Below are 13,142 nucleotides of genomic sequence, written 5' to 3'. Positions count from 1 at the left end.
GCATCATCCAGCGATTCGGGTGGCATGCCTCGGTGCTTCAGTTCCTCGAGGCAACCACGCAATACCGCCTCGTCAGATTTCAGGCGCACGGAAGAACTACCCACTTCAAGTGGCCCCCGTCATGAGACAACGAACTCACCCGGAAGGCGGTTCGGAATCAATCAACCCCTGTCAGTGCGCCGAATGTAACAGCCGCACTGCCCACATTGGAAGACCGCCATCAATGTCGATTCGTCGCCGCGGACGGCTTGCGCCCTGTTCAGACGCACCCTCCCCAACCGATCTGCAGGTGCACGATCCGGGTCTTGGGCGCCTCCGGTTCCCGACCGAGCTCGGCCAGCAGTTGCGTCAACCGCTGCAGCGCGGTCTCGGCCTGCTGCCGCGACGAGCACATCACGATCGCGCCATCGACATGGCGAACCACCGCCCCGTGCCGCGGCAACCAAGTGCGGTCCGCTCAGCTACACGGGATCGTCAGGGCCAGGGCCCGGATGTGGACGATGCGCGGTGGTTTGGTGCCGACGCCGACGGCCGGTCGGGGACATCGGCGCCGGGCCAACTCGATGAACCTTTTCAACCTGGCATCGAGCCCGTCGGTTACGCGCCGTCGACCACCGGCGGCATCTGCCTGCCTCGCCATGTTGAAAGGTTCAATACGGACGTCCGCGATCATCAACACCCACTCAGAACTGCCGGCCCGACGGCCGGGCTCCGTGGCGACAGTTGACTCATGCGCCTGACGGGAATTGGTGTGACGCCGAGACTTGCCGACGTGTTGTCCGTTATGGCAGAGTCCACCCATCGACATACGTTCAGATGCATCAGAGGTGCTCCTCCACTCATGAAGTGAGCGGCGTGCGGCGTTGTCGGGTGGAGACGGACTGGCGAGCGGGAAGCCTCAGTCACACTCGAACAATTCATCGGGGGCAACGACAGAATCACAGTGAGGACTCCTTTCATGACTACGACGGATGTGCCCGGGATAGGCCGGGGCGTGCACGTTGCTCTCTTAGGACTGGACGGGTCCGGTAAAACGACTGTCGCTCGTGGATTGGTCGATCGGCTGGCCGCACAGGGACACAAGCCCAAGTTCATGCGATGGCACGACATTCTCGACCAAGTCGATCGAGGCGACTTCCCGTACGTCACCGTCCGCCAGCTTCTGGTGGAAATATGGCGGACGCGCTACGGCGGCGCCACGGATGCACACTCGCTGCGAGTGCAGCACGGACCACCCTCCTACGAGGATTTCAAGCGCGCTCGACTAGATCCCGGCCCCGTCTACCCGGTCGATGCCCACCGTTCCGGCATGGTGGCGTCCGCGATGCTCGAATTCGTCACCGAAATGCTGATTCACACGGAGGTCGTGGAAAAGTACCTGTCCAGCGGCAGAATAGTCGTCAGAGACGGATTCGCTTACCGAAACGCGATGAAGGTGCTGCAGGTAGCTAACGAGATTCCACGTGACGACATCCCCGACGATTTCATCGCCAGAGCGATCGAATTTGTATCCGAGACGTGCTCCAGCCCCTTCTTGCAGCCCGATGTCGGCGTATTCATGAAAGTCGCACCTGAGGAGTGCTACAGGCGCATCGTCGCACGCGGCGGCGTCGGGCCGTTCGAAGACATGGGTTTCACGGGCAAGGCGGGCCCGTCGTCATTTATAGAACTACAAGGCGCCCTGCACGAAGAATATGAGCGAGCGGCCACCAAGTGGGGCTGGCACATTGTCGACATCAACGAGTGTTCTCCCGCAGAAGCCCTCGACGCTGTCGCCGAGATCGCCATCGCCCATGTCGGCTCCTTGCAGCGTACGACTGAACCGTAGCCATCATCGCCATGCGCACCGGTGCAGCCGGCTCGTCATGGACGTCAGCCGCCAGAACAGGTGCGCTCCGACAACACGTCGGCCGCACCGCTGAACGCCGCGCGGATCGATGACGTGCGGGCGGTCGGACACCTGGGCCACCCGCCCGCCGCCGACGGGTCGATCGCCTCCTCCTGACCATCACATGAGATGACGCCCGTCGCCGGGTGACGGCACGGATGGGTGTCCATGAGGCGCGGTCTTGTCACGACTCGAGCTTCCGGCGCCATGAAGAACATTGACTGAGACAGATCATCATCTCGTCCGAAGAGGGCATGGTCGCCGGTACGCGACATGCGCCGAGCAACGGGGGTTCCACACATGAACGGAACATTTCGCTCTGCCCTGAACCGCCCCGGGCACCTGCGGATCGTGGGTGCGCACAACGGACTCACGGCAGCGTTGGCCCAGAGGGCCGGCTTCGATGCCGTCTGGGCCGGTGGCCTCGGCATTTCCGCGTCGTACCAGGTCGCGGACGCCGGACTGCTCACCATGACGGAGTTCCTCGGCGCAGCAGTGTCCATGAAGGCGGCTTGCCGCCTGCCGATCATCGCCGATGTGGACGCCGGATTCGGCGACGTCAACGTTGTGCGCCGGATGGTCCAGATGTACGAGGCGGCGGGAATCGATGCGATCTGCATCGAGGACAAGCAGTACCCCAAGCGCAACAGCTTCCGCGACGGCCACGAGCTTGAGGACCCGCGCGTTTTCGCGCGGAAGATCGCCGTCGCGAAGGCTGCCCAGTCCGGCCCCGACTTCGTGGTCGTCGCCCGGCTGGAGTCGCTGATCGCTCGGCAGGGCATGAACGACGCGCTGGCTCGGGCCGAGCTGTACCACGAGGCCGGCGCCGACGCGCTGCTCATCCACAGCCGCGAATCGCACGCCGGCGAGATCCAGGAATTCTGTGCCCGATGGCAGGGTGCCGGATACGACGTGCCCGTGCTGTGCGTGCCGACGACCTACGCGAATGTCACCGCCCGAGAACTCGGTGCGATGGGGATCAGCGGTGTCATCTACGCCAACCATGTGGTCCGTGCCGCGACCAAAGCGGTCATCGATGTGTTGGCTTCGATCGTCAAGCACGATTCGACCGCCGAGGTCGAGTCGGAAATCACCACGTTGAGCGAGTTGTTCGAGGTCATCGGCATGAGCGATGTGCTCGGCGACATACCGTGGCAGGGCGTTTCGGAGCCGGCCGACCGGGGCTGAGGACGGCCCGCGCCGGCAGCGTGCCGGTGCAACTCACCGACCACCTGTCGTAGGTCTTCCGCACCGCATCACATCTAGGGGACATGTCATTGACCACGCACCGAGCCTTCGATCCCGTCCGTTTCGACATTCCGAGTGAGTTCGCCGGCGACGCTGCACCCGAGGACATGCGTGCCTGGCTGCGCGGCTTGGGCGACCAACACCTGGACGGCGGCCCCGGCTATTTCGTCCTGACCGGTCTGCAACATCTCGACGAGCAAGAAATGCGCGATTTCGCGCTCGCCGCGTCGGCAGCGCTCGGCGAGCTGCTGCCCCAGGACAGCAGTGGCACGCTGCTGAGAGAGGTCCGCTACCGCGGGGTAAAGCTTGGTGAGGGGGCCACCGGCCGGTACTCGGATTCCCGCGACGGCGGGAACCTCCACACTGATTCGCCGCACCGGCCCACCGCCGTACCCGACTATTTCGCGCTCGCGTGCGTCCACCAGGCTGCGGTCGGCGGTGATCTCGTCTTGGTGCGCCTGGCCGACGTCATTCATCGTCTCCGGGACATGCCCGACGTCCTCGAAACGCTGCGCCAGCCCGTGCACTTCGACACACGTGACGACACCGCTGGAGTCCCCAGAACCGTGGCGCGTCCGGTCCTGGAGAAGCGGAACGGTTCAGAACACATCCGCTACCTGCGGGAATACATCGAACTCGGACACCGGCAGCCCGGCGTCCCGGGTCTGACCGCGGCCCAAACTCTCGCGTTCGACGCTCTGGACGCGCTCATCGAATCGCCCGACCTGCAATTCGTGGACCGGTTGAGCGCGGGTGAGATGACTTTCATCGACAATCGTTGGACGCTGCACGGCAGAGTCGCCTTCGAAGACGAGGCCGGTGACAGCCAGCGGCTCATGTTGCGGACGTGGATCGCGAAAGCGGACTCCTGAAGGCGCGAAGGGTGAGCATGCGATTTCGTATCTTTACCGAACCGCACCGGGGCGCGGATTACTCGACTTTGCTGACCGTGGCCAAAGCGGCCGAAGAGCTGGGCTTCGACGCGTTCTTCCGTTCGGACCACTACATGAGCAGCGGCCCGGTCAGGGAGCTGCCCGGCCCGACCGACGCCTGGATCACGCTGGCCGGGCTGGCGCGCGAGACGGAGCACATCCGGCTCGGGACGCTGGTAAGCCCCGCTACGTTCCGCTTGCCGGGCCCGCTGGCCGTCTCGGTCGCGCAGGTCGACCAGATGAGCGGTGGCCGGATCGAGTTCGGCTTCGGCGCCGGCTGGATCGAGGTGGAGCATGCGGCTTATGGCATCCCGTTCCCCGGCATTGGCGAGCGCTTCGAGCGCTGTGCGGAGCAGTTGGAGATCATCACGGGTCTGTGGGAGACGCCCGAGGGCGGGCGGTACTCCTTCGCCGGCAAGCACTACTCGGTGACCGACTCCCCCGCACTGCCCAAGCCCGCGCAGCGGCCCCGGCCACCGATCGTGGTCGGCGGATTCGGTCCCCTGCGCACCCCCAGGCTGGCAGCTCGCTTCGCCGATGAGTTCAACGTGCCGTTCCGGAACGTACCGGAGACGGCGGCCGCGTTCGGCCGGGTGCGGCGGGCATGCATCGCCGCTGGTCGCGACCCGGCCTCGATGGTGTATTCGGCGGCGCAGGTCGTGTGCTGCGGCCGCGACGATGCCGAGCTGGCCAAGCGGGCTACGGCGATCGGGCGCGAGCCGAGCGAGCTGCGCCGCAACGGCCTAGGCGGTTCACCAGCAGAGATCGCCGAGCGTGTCGCCGAGTACGCCGGGGCCGGGGCCGGCACGATGTACCTGCAAGTGCTCGATCTCACCGATATCGATCACCTGGAGTTGCTGTCGCAATTGCTGCCGCTCACCGGCGCAGACGGGGAGTGACCGCGGTCGTCAATCCGTGTCTTTCCGCACCGCGATCACGGCGATGGTGGTGAACGGCAGGCTGAAGCTGCCGCCCATCTCGTCGATCGCGGCCCCGACCCTCTCCAACACCCGGGCCAGCTCGGCGGGCGGAAGCTTCGCGACCGCGCCATAGGTGGGAAGCAGATCCAGCCATTCGTCTCGTGTGTACGTCCGCTCCCAACCGAACTGCCACTGCTCAGGTTCGCTGAACCCGTCCGCCTGCCGGATCTGGTTGGCGAACTCGTCGAACAGCATCTGATAGAGCTCCATGGACGACCTCCGTCGGCCGCCGGGGTCGAATACGGAGTCGGGCGCCACCCGTCGGTAGGCCTCCGCGGAACGGGATGACCAGGCCGGCAACCCATCGCCGACGGCCTCCAGCCTGGGCGGCGTGTGCTGCGCGTGGTGAAACGGCGCCAGAAGCCCACCCGGTCTGAGAACCTGAGCGGCTTTGGCCACGCCGACGCCCGGATCTACCCAGTGCCAGGCCGTCCCGGCGACGACCGCGTCGAACGTCCGGCCGACCGACATCCAGGTCTCGAACCTCGAGGTTTCGACAGGCACGCCGGTCCCGCGGGCGAACTCCGCCATGCGCTCATCGGGATCGACGCCGAGCACGGCACACCCGGCTGCCTGAAACTGGCGGGCCTCGATGCCGGTGCCGCATCCAACATTCAAGATGTCGCGCCCCGGCATCGCAGTGACAATTCGCGTGACCAGGTCGTTCGGATATACCGGTTTGGAGGAATCGTAAAGTGCTACGTCTCCATCGAAGTGGCTGAAGCCCTCACCTTGCTTCCGCGTATCAGGACTCATGGCCGGATTCATGGCATTCGTAGTTATTCATGACAAGATGCGCCTATCTCGTGTTGGTCAGCCGACCAATCGATTCAGCCTGGAGATCAGTTCGATGTCCGACGGGTCGACCTTGGACAAGGCCGCGGTGTAGACGCTGACGAAGTCAGCCAGCAGCACGAGTGAGAGAATTCGCTGGGCCCGAGTTGCGCCGCGAGCGGAAACCCAGTGTGTCGGCGCGCCGGTGTCCGCGATGATCTCGGCGGTGAGTTCCATGCGGCGCACGGCCCGGGGGTGTTGGTCCGCGCGGTTCTCCAGGAAGATCCCCGCCCAGGATCCCGGATCGCGCAGATGTCCCCAGGTGCACAGTTCGTGATGGTCGGCTTCCAGCAGTTCGGATGAAAAGGCGACCTTCTTGCCGGTCTCATTGAGCTGCGTCTTCCACCGGTGCGCGACCGGGGTGGTGGGACCGCTACCGTAAATCATCACGGGCGTTTCGTGTAACGCACGCGCGAGGGATTTGGCCAGCGAGTCGGCGGGAGCCTCCGGACCCCACTCCCGCACCAGTTCGTCGAGAAAATCCGCAGCGTCGGCGACTTCATCCCGCAAATCCGGCCCGGCCTCGGCTGCCGTGGCGAGACAGAGCGCCGTCACTATCGAAAAGGAAGTCATGGTTCGTGGTTGGGAACCGGCCGGGACCCGCACGAGCGGCAGCCCCCGCCGGTCGGCGAGCTCGGCCAGACGACCTCCACTGGTCAGTCCGACCACGGTCGCCCCCGCCGCATGCGCGGCCGCGAAGTATTCCAGCGTCGTATCGGCGTTGCCCGAATAACTAGGGCAGAACACGAAGGTTCCCCGGCCGACCCACGGCTCCGGACGATAGCCGCGCACGGTCTGCAACGGACGGTGTGCCCGGGAACCGATGATCGCGGCGGCGATCTCCCCGGCGAGCGCAGACCCGCCGATGCCACAGACCACGAGCCCTCCGGGGAAATCACCGCCGGGTAGCTCCATGTCGCGGAGGAGGGCCAAGGCTTCCCGGAGATGGGCCGGCTGCGCGACGACGTCATCGATCATGCCGCTGGGGTCCGCACGCTCCACGGCCGGCCGGGCCAGCGGGTCGTCGCCGTGTCCCGCTCCGGGCCCCTTCTCATCTGATCTCGTGGGACTCGTCAACGCTCGCCACCATCCGGGTCGATATCGTGCGTGAAGCGGTGAGTCTGCACGTCATGGCGGAATCCCGCACGCTTCCACAGCAGTTGCGCGGCGGCGGTGTCACCGACGGGAGCGCTGACGGTCTCGACGCCGAACCTGCGCAGCCATGTCACAGCGGCTGTGATCAAGGTCAGGCCGATCTCCTCGTGCTCCCGCCATCGAGGATGTAACACCACGCGGTAAACAGTGGCGCGCCAGCCGTCCCAGGCCGGTAGCGCGGAACCCACCAGCGCATGACCGTCGAGGGCGACAAGGATTGTCGCGTTCGGATGGGCAAGGACCGCGGCAAGGCTCTCGACGTTGTCGGTGGCACTCTTCCGGTGTCCGGCCGCACGCCACAGCTCGAGTATGCCGCCGAGATGTGTGGGCTCCGCGGTGCGGACGACGATACCCTGCAAGACCATCCTCCTAGACCTGGACAGCCTGGCGGTAGACGTCGAGCAACTGGTCGACGATGCCCGGCCACGCCTTGGCAGCGACGCGAGCCGGCCCGTGCGGCCCGCGGGAGGCCTTCCAGTCGTCGCGCACCGCCTCCTGAACGCGCGCCGCGATGGCTCCCGTGTCACCGACGGGGTACACGGCGCCGGCCACGTCGGCGACGATGTCCGTCACACCGCAACGGTCGCTGGTCAGCACGGGCGTGCCACAGGCCAGGGCCTCGATCGCCGTCATCGGGTATGGGTCGTTCTCGCTGGGCAGCACCAGCAGGTCGATCGCGTTGAAGACCTCGGTCAGCCGGTACCGGTCGGCGATGTGGCCGGCGAAGACCACGTCATGCAGGCCGAGCCGCTTCGCGACCTCCATCGAGTGCGGCAGGCTCAGGCCGTCCCCTACCACCAGCACTTGCGGGCGCTGCGGAGCGGAGATCGTCGCGAGCGCCGTCAACATGTCGGGCACGCGCTTGTATTCGACGACCCGTCCGATGTACGCGACGCACGGGGCCACTGCCGACAGACCGAACGACTCCAAGATCGCCTTCCGGTCGACCGCCGACGGACGGAACACCTCTGGGTCGTAGCCGGGAGGCACGATGTGCACGCGTTCGCGGTCGATGCCGGACGCCTCGCACATCAGCGTTGCGATGTCGGGTGTGATGGCGACGACTCCGCGCGCCCCCCGCAGGCCCTGCCGCCGATACTCATCGAACGAGGCATTCGGGCGCGGTCGCAGGAATTCACTGCCGTGTGAGACCACAACATAGGGCAGAGGCATGCTCGACGCCGCGTACGCGATCAGGAATGCGTGGTTCACGTGCATCACATCTGGCTTGAACTCCCGGATGACGTCCGTCAGCGCGGACTCCCATACGTCAAGGTAGGTAGCGATGCCGGAGGCGTCGAGTTCGTCGTAGAGCAGGTGACTGTCGCGGTGGCCGCTGAAATTGGGGAATTCAAACGGGAGATTCCACCGCGACGGCCGTCCCGGAGTTCCGACAAGCTCGTGCGGGAACGGGAAGCTGTCGGTCGCGCTTCCGGCGGGGCACAAGGTCATTACTTCGTGCCCATGCGACTGGAGACGCTCCGCGACCTTCCGGATGTAGATCCCGCTCCCCGAGGCGTCGAGCGGGCAGTGGCTGGCAAAAAGGATGCGCATGGGCCCTCTTCAACTCTCAGTGGATCGGATCGGCGGGTCGGCTCAGGCAACCATGATTCGGGACACCTCGCGGTCGCCGGTGTACGAGGTCCGGCCGTGGAACCAGGTCAGGTTGTCGAGGATGTAGCCCTGGCCGGGCTGGAGAGCGAAACGCCTTGCCACGGATTCCAGCGCGACGAGGAATGCGGGCAGGTTCCGTGCGACCTCCCAGGAGAAATGGATGAGCCGATCGAACCGCAGCCGCACGCTCACGACTTCACCATCCTCGATGCGGATGATCGGACCGACATGCTCGTACTGCGCGGTCCGGAAGATCGCCGCCTGCGACGAGGTCACCGCCGTGAGGGTGTCCGGGTCATGTTCTTCCAGATAGCGCACGACATCGCGGCCACGATAGGCGACCGTCTCGCCGCCGTCGTCGGATCCCCGCTTGCACCACAGGAACAGATATCTGGGAGGGTTCTCGGTCGCCGGCCGGTCCGTGTGCGCCATGAGTTCGCCCGTGGTGAGCCCGACGTCCGTCCGGCCTTCGGTCAGCCGGATCGGTGTGACACCACGGGCGTCGCTGTCCGGGTGCAACATCACCTCGCCGACACTCCGCGCGGCCCGGAGCACAGCCTCTTCGTCGCCGCACTCGAACGTCAGCAGGCCGTCCGAAGCCTTGATCCGTTCTTCGAGGTCGGGAACAGGGAGCTCGCCGATGAAACAGGGCAACGAATCGGTAGACGCCTTCATGAGACCTCCTGTGTACGTCGGAGCCGGCCCGGGGGCGACGGCGCCGATTCCGCTTGAGCGTCGTGGCACGCAGGTGTTGCGCAGCACGTCCTCGTGGCTCACCTGACGTGGATTGTTCAGCGCCCGCCCGCCGGACAGATCTTCATGCCATTCGCGGCGCGGTATCTGGAACCCGTCCGCGCCGTGCATCGAGAGCAAACGGTCGATCATCGTCTCCAGCGGAACGCCGGCGCCCATGAGGCAGATCCGCTGCAGGTCGTCAATGAGGCGCCGCAAAGCGTCGGGGCCACCGGGATGGCGTGTATCGGTCGCGGTCACCGCGGAGTTATGACCGATCAGCCAGCGCAGATGGAGCCCCACCGCGGCGCCGTGGGTGATGCCGTACCTGGCGGTCAGTGCGTAGGACAGCGCGTGCGCAGCGGTGGTGCGCGACGTGTTGATCGCCGCACCGGCAAGGGCGGCTCCGCGGGCCAGTTCGGTGCGCAGTCCTGGCTCCGCAAACGTCCTCCCGCTCGTCGCCGCCGCGAGGACCGGTGTCAAGGTCTCGAGCGCCCGCATGGCGAGGTCGCGGGACTCGACGGTAGCCGCGACAGCCCAAGCCGACTCGACCGCCTGCGCCATCGCGTCCAGGGCGCTCGCCGCGGCCGCCGGCATCGGCACCGTCGCAGCCAGATCCGGGTCGATCAGGACATGGTCAGCCCGTGCGCTCGGATGGTCGAGCGAGAGCTTGCGGTGCCCGAAGTACACCGTGGCGAAGCAGGTGAGTTCGCTGCCCGAGCCGGCGATCGTCGGGATCTGGACCAGGCGGACGGATCGGCGGTCGGGTATCGGGCTTGATCCGAGCAGAAACGAGCGAGGGTCGGCGGCGCACCGGCCCAGGACGGCGACGCACTTCGCGACGTCCATCGCGCTGCCGCCACCGATCCCGACGATCGTGTCCGGCTTGAACTCATGGGCGAGCGCGACAGCCTCACGAACCTGCTGCAGGGCCGGATTCGGGCGTACGCCCGCGTAGTAACGCACGCCGGTGGCGAGGCCGTCCACCGCTGTCGCGGCCGGCCCGGCGCGGAACGAGCGCCGGCCGTGGACGATCAGCACCCGCCGAGCCTGACCGAGCACTTCGGGCAGCCGGCTCACCACCCCGCGGCCGATACGAACGTCGGGCGTCATGCCGGCACCCGACCGCCGGGCTGATGTGCGGCGACGGCCAGACTGTCGCGGAAACGGGCGCCGATCTCGGCGACGGGCAGGTTGTTCGAAGCCCGTTCACCGGCCGTTCCACCTGCGGCACCACGTACCACGATGGCGATGGGTCCGGAGGCGGCGAGCGCCGAGCGCAACGCTCCGCGCAGGGCGTCGATCGTCTCGACCGTCCGGGCGTCGCGGTAGCCGCAGGCGATGGCGGCCGACGCGAAGTCGGTGTGCGAGCAGCCGGTGCGCTGGCCGCCGGTGGAGTCGTACACGCCGTTGTCGAAGACGACATGCGTCAGGTTGGACGGTGCGTTGGCGCCGACCGTCGCCATGACACCCATGTGCATCAGGACGGCACCGTCGCCGTCGAGCACCACGAATCGGCTCTCCGGGCGAGCCAGTGCGGCACCGAGCGCGATGCCCGAGACGTGCCCCATCGAGCCTTGCATGTAGAAGTTGCGAGCACGGTCGCCGTGGTTGAACAAGCTGCGCGACAGGTATCCCGTCGTGCTCAGCACGTGGGCGTCGCCCACCTCTGCCAGCAACGCCGTGACCACCTCGTCGCGGGTCGGGCGCGCGTCGCTCGGCGCCTCCGGGGCCGGCGCGTCATCGGCGATGGCGCCCTTCGCGACCAGAATGAACGCCGGTTGGCCGTCGTCGAGGACCGGGCGGGCGCGCCCTAGCAGGTCGGACAGGGACGGGCCGTCGGCGGTCAGCATCCAGTGCGAGACGTCGAGGGAGTCGAGCCAGCCCGGCACTGTACGTCCCATCCAGTGATGCTGAGGCTCGCCCGCGCTCGCGGTGGGCCAACCCCGCATGCTGACCATCACCGTCATCGGGACCCGGTAAGGAAGCACCAGCGAGGTGAGCGGATTGATCATGTTGCCGAAGCCGGAGTTCTGCGCCAGCACGACCGGCAGCTCCGCACCGAGCTGCGCGCCCGCAGCGATCGCGATCGCGCTGCCCTCGTTCACCGCGGGTATGTACCGGGGTCCGACCCCGCGATCCAGCAGCCGAAGCGGGCCCGCGAAGTAGGAGCACGGGACGCCGGTGACCAGCGCATGACCATGATCGGTCAGCGTGTCCAGCATGCCCTGCGCGGTGATCATCGTGGCAGGTCCTTCGTCAGTCGGTGGCGAACGGGAGCATGGTCGGCGACAAGGACGCGCACATTCGCAGTCGTCACGGCTCAACGTCGCACGGAATGCCGATCAACGAAAAAGAGGCAAAGGCCATGACGTCGGTCGATGCCACTACCGGTTTCTACCATCGGCGTCTGTTGATCTCTACGCCTCACCTTAGGCGATGCTCACGGCTCACGCCACCCCTTGTCCACAAGCGACGCGAAGCCGCGCGGCGACGCACCACAGTGGGCGAAAGATGTCGGCAAAAGACGCTGGTAGCGCGCACGTTCACAGCCCGGCACCCCACGAAATCTCTGCGGATACGGGTTGCCCATGCGTTTACTGGTATGGCACAGTGACCTCTCATAAGGCTCATGAGCTTCACGGGGGAAGGCCTACATTGTCGACACCCATCTTCACTGCGGCGTCGCCGCGCGAGCTTGAGTAGCGGACGGCCTGAATGCCCGCCCAGTCGAAACGCTACGAGTTGACTCCACAAATGCGCGACTACGATGCGCTGAAGGACCCGGCTCATCGCAATTACGTGCCGTACCTGATGTATTTTCATCGGACCAACTTCGTGTCGCCGTCGGTGAACACCGACCGTTCCGGTTTCCGGGTGAGCGTCGGGAGCGGGGGCGTGACCGCCTCCGCGGCGGGGAACGTCCCGCCCGGACCGGTCCGGATCCTGGCCGGCGGCTCGTCGGCGCTGGGCGTGGGCGCCACGGATGACTCGCACACGCTGGCGTCACTGCTGTGGAGCCGGTATGCCCCGTCGGCGCCCTGGCTCAACTTCGGCAGCTACTGCTTCAACCCGACGCAGGAGGTGCTCCTCCTTGCGCTCTACCGGCACCTGCTCGGCGACATCGACGAGATCGTGATCTTCTCTGGAGTGAACGCCGTCATCATGGCGCGACTGCCCGAGTGGCAGCAGGGTGACCACGGCGCCTTCTTCTTCTGTGGCGAATACTTCGAGAAGATGGCGGAACTGCGCCGGGCCGCCGGCCCGGGTGCCAGGCTTTTCGGGCGCCGGGGCAAGCAGGCCCCGACCGTGTCTACCATGGACGACCTGCGCCGAGACACGCAAATGGTGATCACCTCCGCCACCGAGACGACACATCGCCAACTCGACATCTGGCGTCGCATCGCCGGATCGGACACGCGCATCTCGTACGTTCTCCAGCCGATGACGCGGTGGATGCGATACGCCTACGCGCCACAAGAGCAGGCACTCTTCGATGAGTACGATCAGATGTCCGAATTGGGGCCGTGGGATGAGGCATACGCCGACATCGCCTCGACGGCCTTTGCCGGATCCTTCGCGACCGCGCTGAGTGCCGCCTGCGCGAGCCAGGGCGTCAATTTCGTCGACCTCAATCCGGTCGTCGCCGAACTGGCCGGCGAAGCGGACTGGATGTTCGTCGACCGTGTTCACTACAACGACACGGGACATGACATCGTCGCCAGGGCGACGGCCGAGGCGCTGAAACTCTCCTAGCGC

12 protein-coding genes are annotated in these 13,142 nt (G+C 66.2%); 5 read left to right on the top strand and 7 right to left on the bottom strand.

Annotated elements, in window-relative coordinates:
* Nucleotides 1-259: 259 nt before the first annotated feature.
* The gene (locus tag IEY73_RS01685; RefSeq protein WP_189077215.1) at nt 260-397 is read right to left on the bottom strand and encodes a hypothetical protein; all 138 of its coding nucleotides are present in this window, start codon (nt 395-397) and stop codon (nt 260-262) included.
* Nucleotides 398-958: 561 nt separating this feature from the next.
* On the opposite strand from IEY73_RS01685, the gene IEY73_RS01680 reads away from it, so the two are divergent.
* The 4 genes from IEY73_RS01680 (at nt 959) to IEY73_RS01665 (ending at nt 4,967) form a co-directional block, all read left to right on the top strand.
* Nucleotides 959-1,828, top strand: a complete 870-nt coding sequence (locus IEY73_RS01680) for a hypothetical protein (protein WP_189077214.1) — start codon at nt 959-961, stop codon at nt 1,826-1,828.
* Nucleotides 1,829-2,161: 333 nt separating this feature from the next.
* The gene (locus IEY73_RS01675) at nt 2,162-3,076 is read left to right on the top strand and encodes an isocitrate lyase/phosphoenolpyruvate mutase family protein (RefSeq protein ID WP_306661460.1); all 915 of its coding nucleotides are present in this window, start codon (nt 2,162-2,164) and stop codon (nt 3,074-3,076) included.
* 83 nt (nt 3,077-3,159) lie between these two features.
* Nucleotides 3,160-4,008, top strand: a complete 849-nt coding sequence (locus IEY73_RS01670; protein WP_189077213.1) for a TauD/TfdA family dioxygenase — start codon at nt 3,160-3,162, stop codon at nt 4,006-4,008.
* Nucleotides 4,009-4,025: 17 nt separating this feature from the next.
* A complete protein-coding gene (locus IEY73_RS01665) occupies nt 4,026-4,967 on the top strand; it encodes an LLM class F420-dependent oxidoreductase (protein ID WP_189077780.1) in 942 nt (313 codons plus the stop codon).
* A 9-nt stretch (nt 4,968-4,976) separates the two neighbouring features.
* Here the strand turns inward: IEY73_RS01665 and IEY73_RS01660 are convergent, their stop codons facing one another.
* From IEY73_RS01660 to aepY, 6 genes are all read right to left on the bottom strand, one after another.
* Nucleotides 4,977-5,816, bottom strand: a complete 840-nt coding sequence (locus IEY73_RS01660) for a class I SAM-dependent methyltransferase (protein ID WP_229715350.1) — start codon at nt 5,814-5,816, stop codon at nt 4,977-4,979.
* 45 nt (nt 5,817-5,861) lie between these two features.
* Nucleotides 5,862-6,860, bottom strand: a complete 999-nt coding sequence (locus IEY73_RS01655) for an SIS domain-containing protein (RefSeq protein WP_189077212.1) — start codon at nt 6,858-6,860, stop codon at nt 5,862-5,864.
* A 95-nt stretch (nt 6,861-6,955) separates the two neighbouring features.
* Nucleotides 6,956-7,396 (bottom strand): GNAT family N-acetyltransferase, encoded by a 441-nt coding sequence (locus IEY73_RS01650; RefSeq protein WP_189077211.1) that lies wholly within the window; start codon nt 7,394-7,396, stop codon nt 6,956-6,958.
* A gap of 10 nt (nt 7,397-7,406) precedes the next feature.
* Complete coding sequence (locus IEY73_RS01645; RefSeq protein ID WP_189077210.1) at nt 7,407-8,591, bottom strand: glycosyltransferase; 1,185 nt, start codon at nt 8,589-8,591, stop codon at nt 7,407-7,409.
* A gap of 42 nt (nt 8,592-8,633) precedes the next feature.
* Complete coding sequence (locus IEY73_RS01640; protein ID WP_189077209.1) at nt 8,634-10,496, bottom strand: iron-containing alcohol dehydrogenase; 1,863 nt, start codon at nt 10,494-10,496, stop codon at nt 8,634-8,636.
* Nucleotides 10,493-11,626 (bottom strand): phosphonopyruvate decarboxylase, encoded by a 1,134-nt coding sequence (gene aepY / locus IEY73_RS01635; RefSeq protein WP_189077208.1) that lies wholly within the window; start codon nt 11,624-11,626, stop codon nt 10,493-10,495. The genes IEY73_RS01640 and aepY overlap by 4 nt, the downstream gene beginning before the upstream one ends.
* Before the next feature lie 514 nt (nt 11,627-12,140).
* On the opposite strand from aepY, the gene IEY73_RS01630 reads away from it, so the two are divergent.
* On the top strand, nt 12,141-13,139 hold the full coding sequence (locus IEY73_RS01630; protein WP_229715349.1) for an SGNH/GDSL hydrolase family protein: 999 nt from the start codon (nt 12,141-12,143) through the stop codon (nt 13,137-13,139).
* Nucleotides 13,140-13,142: the final 3 nt, after the last annotated feature.

It is taken from the genome of Mangrovihabitans endophyticus, assembly GCF_014646155.1.
Taxonomy (GTDB): Bacteria; Actinomycetota; Actinomycetes; order Mycobacteriales; family Micromonosporaceae; genus Actinoplanes; species Actinoplanes endophyticus.
This window is presented reverse-complemented; position numbering and strand designations above follow the sequence as displayed.